Origin of the sequence: Micromonospora sp. DH13 (assembly GCF_020873825.1) — a bacterium.
Classification (GTDB): domain Bacteria; phylum Actinomycetota; class Actinomycetes; order Mycobacteriales; family Micromonosporaceae; genus Micromonospora; species Micromonospora haikouensis.
The window spans coordinates 1-13,433 of the sequence record NZ_JAHWGR010000009.1 but is presented as its reverse complement, the minus strand read 5'-3'; the positions used below and the strand labels follow the sequence as shown (position 1 = coordinate 13,433).

The following is a 13,433-nucleotide window of genomic DNA, read 5'->3' as shown; positions in this document are numbered from 1 at the left end:
CCAAATTCTCCCCGCACCTCGTTACCGGCATCGAAAAGTGTCAGATTCCTGACTGAATACTGGATCATCAGGGATCGGTCAGGGTAATGATCCGGGCCGTCACCGAGGTCGCCCCGCCGCCCGGCGCGGAACGTGGAGGCATGACCTCGACACCGCACCAGGCCCCGTACAAGCAACTCCGCCGACCCACCACCGACCGGATGGTCGCCGGGGTGGCCAGCGGCCTCGGCCGCTACTTCGCCGTCGACCCCACCCTCGTCCGGGTGCTCTTCGCCGTCGCGACGCTCGCCACCGCCGGGGTGGCCGCGCTCGCATACCCGATCATGTGGTTCCTCATGCCGGAGGAGCCGGCCGACGCCCCGGCGTGGCCGCACCCGACGGACCCCGCGTCACCCACCGGCGGCTGAGCCGGCGGGCGGGTGGGGTCACTCCCACTCGATGGTGCCCGGCGGCTTGCTCGTGACGTCCAGGACCACCCGGTTCACCTCGGCCACCTCGTTGGTGATCCGGGTGGAGATCCTGGCCACCACCTCGTAGGGCAGGCGGGACCAGTCGGCGGTCATCGCATCCTCGCTGGAGACAGGGCGCAGCACCACGGGATGGCCGTAGCTGCGCCCGTCGCCCTGCACCCCGACGCTGCGCACGTCGGCCAGGAGCACCACCGGGAACTGCCACACGCCCCGGTCCAGGCCCGCGGCGGTCAGCTCCTCGCGGGCGATCAGGTCGGCCTGGCGCAGCAGGTCCAGCCGCTCCCGGTCGACCGCCCCGATGATCCGGATGGCCAGGCCCGGCCCCGGGAACGGGTGCCGCCAGACCATCGCCTCGGGCAGGCCCAGCTGGAGGCCCAGCGTGCGCACCTCGTCCTTGAACAGCGTGCGCAGCGGCTCGACCAGGGCGAACTTCAGGTCCTCCGGCAGGCCGCCGACGTTGTGGTGGCTCTTGATGTTGGCGGTGCCGGTGCCGCCCCCGGACTCCACCACGTCGGGGTAGAGGGTGCCCTGCACCAGGAACTCGACGTCGCCGTGCGCGGCGATCTCCCGGGCGGCGGCCTCGAAGACCCGGATGAACTCCCGGCCGATGATCTTGCGCTTCTGCTCCGGGTCGGTCACCCCGGCCAGCGCGCCGAGGAACCGGTCGGCCGCGTCGACCACCTTCAGCTTGATCCCGGTGGCGGCGACGTAGTCCTTCTCCACCTGCTCGGCCTCGCCCGCCCGCAGCAGGCCGTGGTCGACGAAGACGCAGGTGAGCTGGTCGCCGACGGCCTTGTGCACCAGCGCGGCGGCGACGGCCGAGTCGACCCCGCCGGACAGGCCGCAGATGACCTCCTTGTCACCCACCTGGGCGCGGATGCGGGCCACCTGCTCGTCGATGATGTTCTCGGGTGTCCAGGTCGGCTCGATGCCGGCGATGTCGTAGAGGAACCGGGTGAGCATCTCCTGGCCGTGCGCGGTGTGCCCCACCTCCGGGTGGAACTGCACGCCCGCGCGCCGCCCGGCCAGGTCCTCGAACGCGGCGACCGGGGCACCGGCCGACTCGGCCGTCACCGCGAAGCCCGCCGGGGCCTCGGTCACGCAGTCGCCGTGGCTCATCCAGACCGGCAGGTCGGCCGGCAGGTCGCGCAACAGCACCCCGGGCTCGGTGAGGCGGGGGCGCAGCGGGGTGCCGCCGTACTCGCGGTTGCCGGTGCGCGCGACCGTGCCGCCGAGGGCCTGGGCCATCGCCTGGAAGCCGTAGCAGATGCCGAAGACCGGCACGCCCGCGTCGAACATCCCCGCGTCGACCTGGGGGGCGTCGGGCGCGTAGACGCTGGCCGGGCCACCGGACAGGATGATCGCGGCCGGGTCCTTCGCCAGCATCTCCGCCACCGGCATCGAGTGCGGCACGATCTCCGAGTAGACCCGCGCCTCACGCACCCGGCGCGCGATGAGCTGGGCGTACTGGGCTCCGAAGTCCACCACGAGGACGGGGCGAGGCGTGCTCATGGGCAGGAAGCCTACCGACAGTCACCCCCAGCCCCGCGCGGACCCCGCCGCGCGCTCAGCGCAGCGCGCCCGGGGCGTGCGCCGGCACCGCCGGACGCACCGGCGGCACCGCCGCCACCCGCCGGTACGCCTCCCCCAGCGGCGGCCGGGGATCCGCCTCGCCCCGGTTGGGCCAGAACGACATCGCCCGTTCCGCCTGGGCGGTGATGGTCAGCGACGGGTTCACCCCCAGGTTCGCCGACACGGCCGCCCCGTCCACCACGTGCAGCCCCGGGTGCCCGTGCACCCGGTGGTACGGGTCGATCACCCCGTCGGCCGGGGTGGCCCCGATCACCGCCCCGCCGAGGATGTGCGCGGTGATCGGGATGTCGAACGGCTCGGTGAGCGACCCGCCCGGCGTGCCGCCGATCTCCTCGGCGAGCAGCCGCGCGGCGGCGTTGCCGGCGGGGATCCACGTCGGGTTGGGCTCGCCGTGACCGGGGCCGGCGACCAGCCGCCGCCCGAGCGGGCCGCGCCGCCAGCGGGTGGTCAGCGAGTTGTCGGCCGACTGCATGACCAGCGCGATGACGGTGCGCCGCGACCAGTCGCGGACGGTGAGCATCCGCGCCGCGAGGCGGGGCTGGGTGAGCAGCCCGACCAGCCAGCGGCGGACCCGGTGCGGCCCGCCGTCGACCAGCAGCGACTGGAGCAGCCCCATCGCGTTGGAGCCCCGCCCGTAGCGGACCGGCTCGATGTGGGTCTGCGGGTCGGGGTGGAACGAGCTGGTGATCGCCACCCCCTCGGTGAAGTCCAGCCCCTGCGCGCGGGCCGGCCCCGGTGGCACGGACGCGCCGAGGATCGCCTCGGAGTTCGTCCGGGTCAGCTCGCCGAGGCGGTCGGACAGGTGGGGCAGCGCCCCGGTGGCCTTCATCTCGTGCAGCAGCCGCTGGGTGCCGAGCGCCCCGGCGGCGAGGACCACCTGGTCGGCGTGCCACACCCGGCGGCGCCTGCGCAGCCAGGCCCCGGTGCGCACGGTCTCGACCCGGTAGCCGCCCCCGTCGGCGGGGCGCACGGCGGTGACGGTGGTCAGCGGGTGCACCTGCACGCCGAGCCGCTCGGCCAGCCACAGGTAGTTCTTGACCAGGGTGTTCTTCGCCCCCTGCCGGCAGCCCGTCATGCACGCCCCGCAGTGCGTGCAGCCGGTGCGTTCCGGGCCGGCGCCGCCGAAGTACGGGTCGGCGGCCCGCTCCCCCGGCCGGCCGATGTGCACGCCCACGGGGGTGGGGTGGAAGGTGTGCCCGACCCCCATCCGGTCGGCGACCGCCCGCATCGCGACGTCCGCCCGGGTGTGCAGCGGGTACGTGGTGACGCCGAGCATCCGCTTCGCCTGGTCGTAGTGCGGGGCCAGCTCGGCCCGCCAGTCGGTGACGTCCCGCCACTGCGGGTCGGCGTAGAACGCGTCGAGGGGCTCGTAGAGGGTGTTCGCGTAGACCAGGGAGCCGCCGCCGACCCCCGCGCCGGAGAGCACCAGCACCCCGCCGCCGGCCTTCCGGTCGGCGGAGCGGAGCAGGGTGATCCGTTGCAGGCCGTAGCAGCCGAGCTTCGGTGCCCACAGGAACCGCCGCAGCCGCCACGAGGTCTCGGGGAACTCGTCGTCGGCGAAGCGCCGCCCGGCCTCCAGGACGCCGACCGAGTAGCCCTTCTCGGCCAGCCGGAGCGCGGTGACGCTGCCGCCGAAGCCGGACCCGATGACGAGCACGTCGTACCGCATGAACGCATCATTACCGACGGGTAGCTCTCGCGCCATAGCCGGTTTTCGCGGGACCATGCACCCCGCCGCCGGTGATCCGCGGCTCAGCGGCCGCAACCCGGCGTGGCCCTCGGAGCGTTGTAGGGGCGGGGGTGCGGACATGGCCGGACAGACGGGTACCGGACGGCGGCGGTGGCGGGTGGGGCTGGCCGTCGTCGCGGCGGCCGTCGTGCTGGCGGTCGGCGGCACGGTGGCGGCCCGGCTGGTCGCCGACCGGCAGACCGAACGCGGGGCGGGGCGGGTCACCGCCGCGCCCACCCCCACGCCGTCGCCGACACCGAGCCCGACCCCGCCGCCGGGGGCCGACGTCACCGGGCCGCTGAACCTGCTGCTCGTCGGCGTGGACACCCGGGTCAGCGTGCCCGGCTGGGAGCCGCACGGCGACGCCGTGCTGGTGGCGCACGTGCCGGCGGGGCTGGACCGGGCGTACCTCTTCTCACTGCCCCGGGACCTGCTGGTCGACATCCCGGCCTACCCGAAGGCCGGCTACTCCGGCGGGAAGACCAAGCTCACCCACGCGATGAGCTACGGCAGCCGGGTGCCTAGCAAGCCCAAGAAGCCGAGCACCGCCCAGGGGTACGAGCTGCTGCGCAGCACCGTCAGCGGCTACACCGGGCTGCGCTTCGACGCCGGCGCCGTGGTCACCTTCACCGGCTTCGAGAAGCTGGTGGACGCCGTCGGCGGGGTCGACCTCTACGTCGACCAGCGGACCGTCTCGCTGCACCGGCGGCCGGACGGCCGGCACCGCGAGGCCGCGCCGGGCGGCGGCGGCTACGTCGGCCCGCAGATGGTCTACGAGAAGGGCGAGCGGCACCTCAACGGCTGGCAGGCGCTGGACTACGCCCGGCAGCGCTACGGCCTGAAGAACGGGGACTACGACCGGCAGCGCCACCAGCAGCAGCTCATCCGGGCCATCGTGGCGAAGATGCAGTCCGAGAGCCTGCCCCGGCAGCCCGACCGGGTCGAGCAGGTCGTCGGGGCGCTCGGCGACACCCTCCGCTACGCCGGCGGGCCACGGATCGTCGACCTCGCGTACGCCCTCGGCGGGCTGCCCGCCGACCGGCTCGTCCTCGTCGGCCTGCCCGGCGAGGGGGTGGGCAAGGGCAGCGGCTACCGCGGCGAACAGCTCAAGCCGGTCGGCCGGCAGTTCCTCACCGCGCTCAAGGAGGGCCGGGCCGAGCAGTACCTGGCCGACCACCCGGAGCTGGTGGTGAAGAACTAGGCCCGGCTAGAGGCCGAGCGCCGTCCGGATCAGCACGGCCAGCGCCTTGGACCGGCTGTGCGGCGGCCAGGCGATCACCGTCGTCACGCTCGGCGCGTCCGGCACCGGCACGGCGGCGATGTCGCGGCGCAGGTGGACCCGACACGACTCGGGCAGCACCGCCGACGCCCGGCCGAGCGCGATCAGCTCGTACAGCTGCACCTGGTCGCGGACCTGCGGACCGGGACCGTCCGGGTAGGTGCCGTCGCGGCGCGGCCAGCGCGGCAGCGGCAGGCCGGGAAGGTCGGCGACGTCGGCCTCCCGCAGCTCGGCCCGGCCGGCGAGGGGATGCCCGGCCGGCAGCAGCACCACCTGCCCCTCCGTGTACAACTCCTCGGTGTCGAACCCGACGGCCGAGTCGAACGGCCGGTGCAGCAGCGCCACGTCCGCCCGTCCGTCGCGCAGCAGCCGCTCCTGCTCGCCGATCCCGCACAGGTGCACGTCGACGGCGACCGCGCCGGGTTCGGCGGCGTAGGCGTCGAGCAGCTTCGCCAGCAGTTCGCTGGACGCTCCGGCCTTGGTGACCAGGACCAGGCCGGGGTCTCCGGTCGCGGCGCGGGCGGCGCGGCGGGTGCGCCGGTCGGCGGCGGCGACGGCGTCGAGGGCCGCCCGGCCCTCGACCAGCAGCACCGAGCCGGCCTCGGTCAGGGTGACGCTGCGACTGCTGCGTTCCAGCAGCGTCACCCCGAGGCGCCGTTCGAGTTGCGCGATCGCCCGCGACAGCGGCGGCTGCGCGATGCCGAGCCGCTGCGCCGCCCGCCCGAAGTGGAGCTCCTCGGCGACGGCGACGAAGTACCGCAACTCCCGCGTCTCCATGCCCCCACGGTACCCGGGGCCGATACCCGCCGGGTATCGCTGCGCACTCAGTCGGTGTTGGTGGCCTGGCCGGGCCCGGCCAGGATCGACCGCATGAGCGAGGCGAAGATCGCGCTGGTCACCGGCGCCAACAAGGGAATCGGGTACGAGATCGCCGCCGGCCTGGGCGCCCTCGGCTTCAGCGTCGGCGTCGGCGCACGGGACGGGCAGCGCCGGGAGACCGCCGTGGCGAAGCTGCGCGCGGCCGGCGTCGACGCGTTCGGGGTGCCGCTGGACGTGACCGACGACGCGAGCGTCACCGCCGCCGCCGCGCTGGTCGAACAGCGTGCCGGCCGCCTCGACGCGCTGGTCAACAACGCCGGGGTGACCGGTGACCGGGCGCAGCTGCCCACCACCGTCGACCTCGCGGTGGTGCGGGCCGTCGTGGAGACGAACGTGCTCGGCGTCATCCGGGTCACCAACGCCATGCTGCCGCTGCTGCGCCGGTCGGCGTCGCCCCGGATCGTGAACATGTCCAGCGGCGTCGGCTCCCTCGCCCGGCAGTCCGCCGCCGAGGGTGACCTCACCACGGGTCCGGTCGCCGTCGCGTACTCGCCGTCGAAGACGTTCCTCAACGCCGTCACCGTGCAGTACGTCAGGGAGCTGCGCGGCACGAACATCCTGATCAACGCCGCCTGCCCCGGCTACGTCGCCACCGACCTCAACAACTTCCAGGGGGTCCGTACCCCGGAGCAGGGTGCGGCGATCGCGATCCGGCTCGCGACCCTGCCCGACGACGGCCCGACCGGCGGCTTCTTCGAGGACGCCGGGGTGGTGCCCTGGTGACGGGTGACGAGGTGACAGGGTGCGGCGCGCACCCCGTGGGTCAGCGGGCCGTGGGGCGTTCCGGCTGCTCGGTGCCGTAGAGCCAGGCGTCGAAGAGCGCGTCGAGCTGCCTGCCGGAGACCTGCTCGGCGTGGGCGACGAAGTCGGCGGTGGTGACGTTGCCGTCGCGCCGGTCGGCCGCCCAGCCCCGGACGATCCGGAAGAACGCCTCGTCGCCGACGGTGGTGCGCAGCGCGTGCACGGTCATCGCGCCCCGCTGGTAGACGGAGTCGCCGAACAGGTTCGCCGCCCCCGGCCGGCCGGGCGGCGTCCGCCACACCGACGCCGACGCGCCGACGTACTCCCCGTCGAACGACTGCTGCACCGTCCGGCCGCCGTCGTGCTCCAGCCAGAGCCATTCGGCGTACGTGGCGAAGCCCTCGTTGAGCCAGATGTCGCTCCACCGGGCCAGCGAGACGCTGTCGCCGAACCACTGGTGGGCCAGCTCGTGGGCGACCACCCCGCTGTTCGCGCCGCGGCGGAAGAAGTTGGCCGAGTAGACCGGGCGGCTCTGCGTCTCCAGGGCGAACCTGATGCCCGGATCGTCGACGACCACCCCGCCGTACGACCCGAACGGGTACGGCCCGAACACGCCCTCCAGGTAGTCGGCCACCTCGACGGTGCGGGCGATCGAGGCGTCCGCCGCGCCCTCGGGCAGCCCGGTGGTGACCGCGCTGAACACCGGCCGTCCCTTGTGTTCGGCGCGGGTCACCCGGAAGTTGCCGATGGCCACCATGCTCAGGTAGCTGGCCATCGGGGACCGCTCGGCCCACTTCCAGGTGGTCCAGCCGGCGCGGGTGGTCTTGCCCACCGGCACCCCGTTGCTGACGGCGGTCAGCCCCTCCGGGACGGTGATCTCGAAATCGTAGGCGGCCTTGTCGGCGGGGTGGTCGTTGACCGGGAACCAGGTGCTCGCCGACTCGGGCTGGCCGAGGGCCACCGCGCCGTCGGAGGTGTGCCGGAAGCCGCCCTCGCCGAGCGCCTCGTTGGTCAGCGGCTTCGGCGAGCCCTCGTACCGGATCTCGGCGGTGAAGCCGTTGCCGGAGGTCAGGCCGGCGGCGGGGGTGACGACCAGCTCGTCGCCGTCGCGGGCGTGCCGGGCCGGGACGCCGTCGACCGTCACCCCGCGCACGGTGAGCCCGGCCAGGTCCAGGTTGAACGCGGACAGGCTCGCGGTGGCCGTGGCCTGCACGGTGGTGGTGCCGGTGAGGCGGTCCGTCGCCGGGTCGTAGCGGACCTTCACCACGTACCGGGTCACGTCGTACCCGCCGTTGCCGTACCGGGGGAAGTACTCGTCGCCCAGCCCGGCCGCGCCGGGCGTGAACTGCCGCGACCCCGTCGGCGACGGGGTGGCCTCCCGGGCGGCCGGCTCGGGCGTCGAGGAGCAGGCGGCCAGCCCGAGCGCGCCGGCCAACAGCAGCCCGGTGCGCAGGCGCAGGCCCCACAGGCGCAGCGTCATCGCGTCGTCCCTCCCGGCGGAGGCCCCCGGCCCGGCGGCGGCCCTCGGCCCGCCCGGCCGGCCCGGCTCGTCCGGGCCGCTCCACCCGCGGCAGCCTACCGAGCGCGGGCGCGACTCGGGGTGGCGCGGGCGCGGCGGGCCACCGGGCCGGCGGCCCCGGGTGCCGGCGCCGCTCAGGGCAGCGCGGGCGCGGTGCCGCCGACGAGCCAGGCGTCGAGCAGCGCGCCCAGCCGCCGGCCGGCGACCCGCTCGGCGAGGGCGACGAAGTCCGCCGTGGTGGCGTTGCCGCCGCGCCGCTCGGTGGTCCAGGCGCGCAGGACCCGGAAGAAGACGTCGTCGCCGAGGGTCCGCCGCAGCGCGTGCACCGCGAGGGCGCCCCGCTGGTAGACGGCGTCGCCGAACATGTTCGCCCGGCCCGGGTCGACCGACGGCTGCGACCAGTCCGTCGCGGCGTAGCGGGCCGCGACGGTCTGCTCGACGGTCCGGCCGCCGTCGTGCTCCAGCCAGAGCCATTCGGCGTACGTGGCGAAGCCCTCGTTGAGCCAGATGTCGCTCCACCGGGCCAGCGAGACGCTGTCGCCGAACCACTGGTGGGCCAGCTCGTGGGCGACGACCCCGGTGTCGGGGCGGCCGGAGCGGAAGAAGCCCGGCCCGTAGACCGGGCGGGACTGGGTCTCCAGGGCGTACGAGATGCGGCCCTCGGCGAGCGCGATCCCGCCGTACGACTCGAACGGGTACGGCCCGAAGCGGTCGGCGAGGAAGTCGACGACCTCGCCGGTGCGGGCCAGCGAGGCGGCGGCCGGCCCGTCGGCGGGCAGGCTCGCCGCGACGGCCGTGACCATCGGCTTGCCCTGGTGGGTGCCGGTCGTGACCCGGTAGTCGCCGATCACCAGCGTGCTCAGGTAGCTGGCCATCGGGGACCGCTCGGCCCAGCGCCAGGTGGTCCAGCCGCCGGCGCTGGTGCGCCCCACCGGCACGCCGTTGCCGAGCGCGGCCAGCCCGTCGGGGACGGTCACCTCGACGTCGTAGGTGGCCTTGTCGGACGGGTGGTCGTTGACCGGGTACCAGGTGCTCGCCGAGTCGGGCTGGCCGAGCGCGACCGCGCCGTCGGCGTTGGCGAGGAAGCCGCCGAGGCCCAGCGTGCTGCTCTCGACCGGCTGCGGCACCCCCGCGTACTCCACGTCGACGGTGAACCGGGCGCCCCGGGCCAGGCCGCGCGCCGGGGTGACCACCAGTTCCTCGCCCTCGCGGGCGTGCCCGGCCTTCGCGCCGTCGACGCGGACCGCGCCGACGGTCAGGCCGGACAGGTCCAGGTTGAACCGGGACAGCCCGGCCGTCGCGGTGGCCGTGATCGTGGCGTGCCCGGTGAGCCGGTCGTCGGCGGGGTCGTAGCGGACCCGCAGCCGGTACGCGGCCACGTCGTAGCCGCCGTTGCCGCGCCCGGGGACGTACGGGTCGCCCGCGTCGGCCGCCCCATGGCGGGCGCGGTCGGCGTCGGGCGGCGTTCCGGTGCAGGCCGCGAGGGCGCCCACGACGAGGCAGGCGGCCAGGACGGCGCGGCCGACCGGTCGTCTTCCTGTGCGGACCATCGCTCTCCCTCGCCTGTCGGGGGCGAGCCTAGCCCACGCCGGCCGACAGAAGCGTCTATAACCGGCAATAGGCCCACAATCGACCCCGCCCGACGCGAACGGCCCCGCCGCTCTCCCGCGGCGGGGCCGTTCCCCGTGCTCTTCCGGGTCGCCCCGGAGCCAGGGTCAGCGGTCGAGGACCAGGCCGACCTTCTGGAACTCCTTGAGGTCGCGGTAACCGCACTTGGCCATCGCCCGGCGCAGCCCACCGAACAGGTTGAGCTGGCCGTCCGGCTCGTCGGCCGGGCCGAACAGCAGCCGCTCCATCTCCCCGAGCGGCTCGCCGGCCACCTCGAACGCGCCGCGCGGCAGCGACGGGTGGCTGGCCGCCGAGTGCCACCACGCGCCGCCGGCCGGGGCCTCCGCGCACAGCGACAGCGGCTCGCCGAGCATCACCGCGTCCGCGCCGCAGCCCAGCGCCTTGGCGATGTCGCCGGAGGTCTGGATGTCGCCGTCGGCGATCAGGTGCACGTACCGGCCGCCGGTCTCGTCGAGGTAGTCGCGGCGGGCCGCGGCGGCGTCGGCGATCGCGGTGGCCATCGGCACCCGGATGCCCAGCACCGACTCGGTGGTCGACCAGCCGTCGCCACCGATGCCGACGATCACGCCGGCCGCGCCGGTGCGCATCAGGTGCAGCGCCGTCTTGTAGTCGGTGCAGCCGCCGACGATGACCGGCAGGTCGAGGTCGGCGATGAACTCCTTGAGGTTGAGCGGCTCGTCGGTGGTGGAGACGTGCTCCGCCGAGACGATGGTGCCCTGGATGACCAGGATGTCCACGCCCGCGTCGAGGATCACCGGCGCCAGCGCCAGGGTGTGCTGCGGGGAGACCCGCACGGCCACCGTGCCGCCGCCGGCCCGCAGCTCGCGGACCCGCTCGGCGATGAGGTCCGGGCGGATCGGCTCGGCGTACACCTCCTGGAGCCGCTTGGTGGCGCGGGCGTCCTCGCCGAGGCCCGACAGCTCCTCCAGGATCTTGGTCGGGTTCTCGTACCGGGTCCACAGGCCCTCGACGTTGAGCACGCCCAGCCCGCCGAGCTGGCCGAGCCGCACGGCGGACCCCGGGCTCATCGTCGCGTCCGAGGGGTGCCCCACGCAGGGGATGCCGAACTGGTACGCGTCGAGCTGCCACGTGGTGGAGACGTCGTCGACGTCCCGGGTGCGGCGGCTCGGCACGATGGCGATGTCGTCCAGGTGGTAACCGCGCTGCGCGGTCTTGCCCAGGCCGATCTCGACCACGTCACGCATGGTGGCTCCAGGTGGTGTCGGGGTGGTGGTGGGGTCAGCGGGAGTGGTAGTTCGGCGCCTCGACGGTCATCTGGATGTCGTGCGGGTGGCTCTCCTTGAGCCCGGCCGCGGTGATCCGGATGAGCTGGCCGCGCCGGTGCAGCTCGGGGATGCTCTCCGCGCCGACGTACCCCATCGCGGCGCGCAGCCCGCCGGTGAGCTGGTGGGCGACGGCGGCCAGCGGCCCCCGGTAGGGAACCTGGCCCTCCACGCCCTCCGGGACCAGCTTGTCCTCGGCGAGCACGTCCTGCTGGAAGTAGCGGTCCTTCGAGTACGACTTGGCCTGCCCCCGCGACTGCATCGCGCCGAGCGAGCCCATCCCCCGGTACGCCTTGTACTGCTTGCCGTTGATGAAGATCAGCTCGCCGGGGCTCTCCTCGCAGCCGGCCAGCAGGCTGCCGAGCATCACGGTGTCGGCGCCGGCCACGAGGGCCTTGGCGATGTCGCCCGAGTATTGGATGCCGCCGTCGCCGATGACCGGCACGCCGGCCGGGCGGGCGGCCCGCGCCGCCTCCATGATCGCGGTGATCTGCGGCACGCCGACCCCGGCGACGATCCGGGTGGTGCAGATCGCGCCCGGACCCACCCCGACCTTCACCCCGTCCGCGCCGGCCTCGACCAGGGCCTTCGCCCCGGCGTACGTGGCCACGTTGCCGCCGACGATGTCGATCGTCACGTCCTTCTTGAGCTGGCGGACCATGTCCAGCACCGCCCGCTGGTGGCCGTGGGCGGTGTCCACGATGATCACGTCGACGCCCGCGTCGACCAGCGCCCGCGCCCGCTTGTACGCGTCCTCGCCCACGCCGACGGCGGCGGCCACCCGGAGCCGGCCGGCGTCGTCCTTGGTGGCGTTCGGGTACTGCTCGCTCTTGGTGAAGTCCTTCACGGTGATCAGCCCGCGCAGCCGGCCCGAGCCGTCGACGATCGGCAGCTTCTCGACCTTGTGCTGACGCAGCAGGGCCAGCGCCTCGTCCTTGCTGACCCCGACCGGGGCGGTGACCAGCGGCGTGCGGGTCATGATCTCGCGGACCGGGGTGGCCGGCTCGGAGACGAAGCGCATGTCCCGGTTGGTGACGATGCCGACGAGCTGCCCCTCGCCGTCGACCACGGGGACGCCGGAGATCCGGTAGCGCCCGCAGAGCGCGTCGACGTCGCGCAGGGTGTCGTCGGGGCTGGCGGTCACCGGGTTGGTGATCATGCCGGACTCGGAGCGCTTGACCAGGTCGACCTGGAGCGCCTGGTCCTCCAGGGAGAGGTTGCGGTGCAGCACGCCGATGCCGCCCTGGCGGGCCATGGCGATCGCCATCCGCGCCTCGGTGACCGTGTCCATCGCGCTGGACAGCAGCGGGACGGTCAGCTCGACGTTGCGGGTCAGCCGGGTGCGGGTGTTGACCCGGCTGGGCACCACGTCCGACTCGCCGGGCTGGAGGAGCACGTCGTCGAAGGTGAGGCCGAGCGGGACCACCCGGGCCGAGCCGGCGGGCAGCTCCGGCAGGTGGCCGCCCAGCTCGCCGGTGTCGGCGCCGGCCGGAAGATCGATGCTGGGCGAATTGTCCACGATTGCTCTCCTGAGCTGGGTCGGGCGGGCTTCGGCGAGGAGGCGCGCGCGGACGTCCGGCGCGCGCCGGGTGAGGACGCGTCAGTGTCATCGTACCCATCGGCCCAGGCCGGCCCCGCCGGTGCCGGGCCGGTGGACGACGCTGCGTGACGTTCACCCCCGCCGAGGCCGACGCGGGGTGACCGGCCGGACGGGGGCGGGCGTCCGGCCGGCGCGGGGTCTACGGTGAGGGGGTGCACGACGAGCCCATCGACCCGTTCAACGGCGACCCGGCCGATCCGGCGGCGGAGCTGCACGACCCGGCGGACGACGACACGCTCGACCCGCTGACCGAGGTCGAGCGGCAGGACGTGCTGGAGGACCTGGCCGACCTGGAGATCTACCAGGCCCTGCTGGCCCCCGTCGGCGTGCGCGGGCTGGTCATCGAGTGCGAGGACTGCCGCGAGCCGCACTACTTCGACTGGGACCTGCTGCGGGGCAACCTGCGCCACCTGCTCAGCTCCGGCCGCCCCCGCGTGCACGAGCCGGCCTACGACCCGGATCCGGACCACTACGTCACGTGGGACTACGCCCGGGGATACGCCGACGGTGTGCACGACACCCTCACCGAGGGCACCGACGACGACCCGACCCCCTAGGGTCCCCGTCACCACCCGAGCCCACGCCCGAACCCCCGTCGACCACGTTCCGTCACGATCGCCGGGGCGGGCCACCGCAGCCCGCCACCTGACCCTGGGTAAGGGTCGCCGGACTCCCCCACACATCGCCCCCTCCCTTTGCTCTGCACCCACC

11 protein-coding genes are annotated in these 13,433 nt (G+C 74.4%); 4 read left to right on the top strand and 7 right to left on the bottom strand.

The features are described from left to right. The first annotated feature begins 140 nt into the window (after window positions 1-140). Complete coding sequence (locus LPA42_RS11235; protein ID WP_043965673.1) at window positions 141-407, top strand: PspC domain-containing protein; 267 nt, start codon at window positions 141-143, stop codon at window positions 405-407. 18 nt (window positions 408-425) lie between these two features. On the opposite strand, the gene guaA is transcribed toward LPA42_RS11235, so the two are convergent. Together guaA and LPA42_RS11225 are read right to left on the bottom strand one after the other, a co-directional pair. After that, window positions 426-1,982, bottom strand: coding sequence for a glutamine-hydrolyzing GMP synthase (gene guaA, locus LPA42_RS11230; RefSeq protein ID WP_043965670.1), 1,557 nt, complete (start codon window positions 1,980-1,982; stop codon window positions 426-428). Between the two features lie 55 nt (window positions 1,983-2,037). Continuing rightward, the gene (locus LPA42_RS11225) at window positions 2,038-3,732 is read right to left on the bottom strand and encodes an FAD-dependent oxidoreductase (protein ID WP_077940123.1); all 1,695 of its coding nucleotides are present in this window, start codon (window positions 3,730-3,732) and stop codon (window positions 2,038-2,040) included. Between the two features lie 139 nt (window positions 3,733-3,871). Here LPA42_RS11225 and LPA42_RS11220 point away from each other — a divergent pair, with 139 nt between their 5' ends. Continuing rightward, window positions 3,872-4,993 (top strand): LCP family protein, encoded by a 1,122-nt coding sequence (locus LPA42_RS11220; protein ID WP_091276343.1) that lies wholly within the window; start codon window positions 3,872-3,874, stop codon window positions 4,991-4,993. Window positions 4,994-4,999: 6 nt separating this feature from the next. Here LPA42_RS11220 and LPA42_RS11215 read toward each other — a convergent pair whose 3' ends face one another. Continuing rightward, the gene (locus LPA42_RS11215) at window positions 5,000-5,848 is read right to left on the bottom strand and encodes a LysR family transcriptional regulator (RefSeq protein WP_077940125.1); all 849 of its coding nucleotides are present in this window, start codon (window positions 5,846-5,848) and stop codon (window positions 5,000-5,002) included. Window positions 5,849-5,941: 93 nt separating this feature from the next. Between LPA42_RS11215 and LPA42_RS11210 the strand changes: the two genes are divergently transcribed. Continuing rightward, the gene (locus LPA42_RS11210) at window positions 5,942-6,673 is read left to right on the top strand and encodes an SDR family oxidoreductase (protein ID WP_077940126.1); all 732 of its coding nucleotides are present in this window, start codon (window positions 5,942-5,944) and stop codon (window positions 6,671-6,673) included. Window positions 6,674-6,713: 40 nt separating this feature from the next. On the opposite strand, the gene LPA42_RS11205 is transcribed toward LPA42_RS11210, so the two are convergent. From LPA42_RS11205 to guaB, 4 genes are all read right to left on the bottom strand, one after another. Then, window positions 6,714-8,171 carry a M1 family metallopeptidase gene (locus LPA42_RS11205; protein ID WP_077940127.1) on the bottom strand — a complete coding sequence of 486 codons (1,458 nt, stop codon included), beginning with the start codon at window positions 8,169-8,171 and terminating at the stop codon, window positions 6,714-6,716. Between the two features lie 173 nt (window positions 8,172-8,344). Continuing rightward, complete coding sequence (locus tag LPA42_RS11200; RefSeq protein WP_077940128.1) at window positions 8,345-9,760, bottom strand: M1 family metallopeptidase; 1,416 nt, start codon at window positions 9,758-9,760, stop codon at window positions 8,345-8,347. A 165-nt stretch (window positions 9,761-9,925) separates the two neighbouring features. Next, window positions 9,926-11,044: a GuaB3 family IMP dehydrogenase-related protein gene (locus LPA42_RS11195; protein WP_077940129.1), complete on the bottom strand. Its 1,119-nt coding sequence runs from the start codon at window positions 11,042-11,044 to the stop codon at window positions 9,926-9,928. Window positions 11,045-11,078: 34 nt separating this feature from the next. After that, the gene (guaB, locus tag LPA42_RS11190; RefSeq protein WP_077940130.1) at window positions 11,079-12,641 is read right to left on the bottom strand and encodes an IMP dehydrogenase; all 1,563 of its coding nucleotides are present in this window, start codon (window positions 12,639-12,641) and stop codon (window positions 11,079-11,081) included. Between the two features lie 233 nt (window positions 12,642-12,874). On the opposite strand from guaB, the gene LPA42_RS11185 reads away from it, so the two are divergent. Further along, the gene (locus LPA42_RS11185) at window positions 12,875-13,279 is read left to right on the top strand and encodes a DUF5319 domain-containing protein (RefSeq protein ID WP_043965658.1); all 405 of its coding nucleotides are present in this window, start codon (window positions 12,875-12,877) and stop codon (window positions 13,277-13,279) included. The last annotated feature ends 154 nt before the right edge of the window (window positions 13,280-13,433 follow it).

What these genes read in the sequence shown, in the direction of transcription:
- guaA (WP_043965670.1), bottom strand. Translation starts at nt 1,982, where the DNA reads ATGAGCACGCCTCGCCCCGTCCTCGTGGTGGACTTCGGAGCCCAGTAC.
- LPA42_RS11210 (WP_077940126.1), top strand. Translation starts at nt 5,942, where the DNA reads ATGAGCGAGGCGAAGATCGCGCTGGTCACCGGCGCCAACAAGGGAATC.
- LPA42_RS11215 (WP_077940125.1), bottom strand. Translation starts at nt 5,848, where the DNA reads ATGGAGACGCGGGAGTTGCGGTACTTCGTCGCCGTCGCCGAGGAGCTC.
- LPA42_RS11235 (WP_043965673.1), top strand. Translation starts at nt 141, where the DNA reads ATGACCTCGACACCGCACCAGGCCCCGTACAAGCAACTCCGCCGACCC.
- LPA42_RS11220 (WP_091276343.1), top strand. Translation starts at nt 3,872, where the DNA reads ATGGCCGGACAGACGGGTACCGGACGGCGGCGGTGGCGGGTGGGGCTG.
- LPA42_RS11195 (WP_077940129.1), bottom strand. Translation starts at nt 11,044, where the DNA reads ATGCGTGACGTGGTCGAGATCGGCCTGGGCAAGACCGCGCAGCGCGGT.
- LPA42_RS11200 (WP_077940128.1), bottom strand. Translation starts at nt 9,760, where the DNA reads ATGGTCCGCACAGGAAGACGACCGGTCGGCCGCGCCGTCCTGGCCGCC.
- LPA42_RS11205 (WP_077940127.1), bottom strand. Translation starts at nt 8,171, where the DNA reads ATGACGCTGCGCCTGTGGGGCCTGCGCCTGCGCACCGGGCTGCTGTTG.
- LPA42_RS11225 (WP_077940123.1), bottom strand. Translation starts at nt 3,732, where the DNA reads ATGCGGTACGACGTGCTCGTCATCGGGTCCGGCTTCGGCGGCAGCGTC.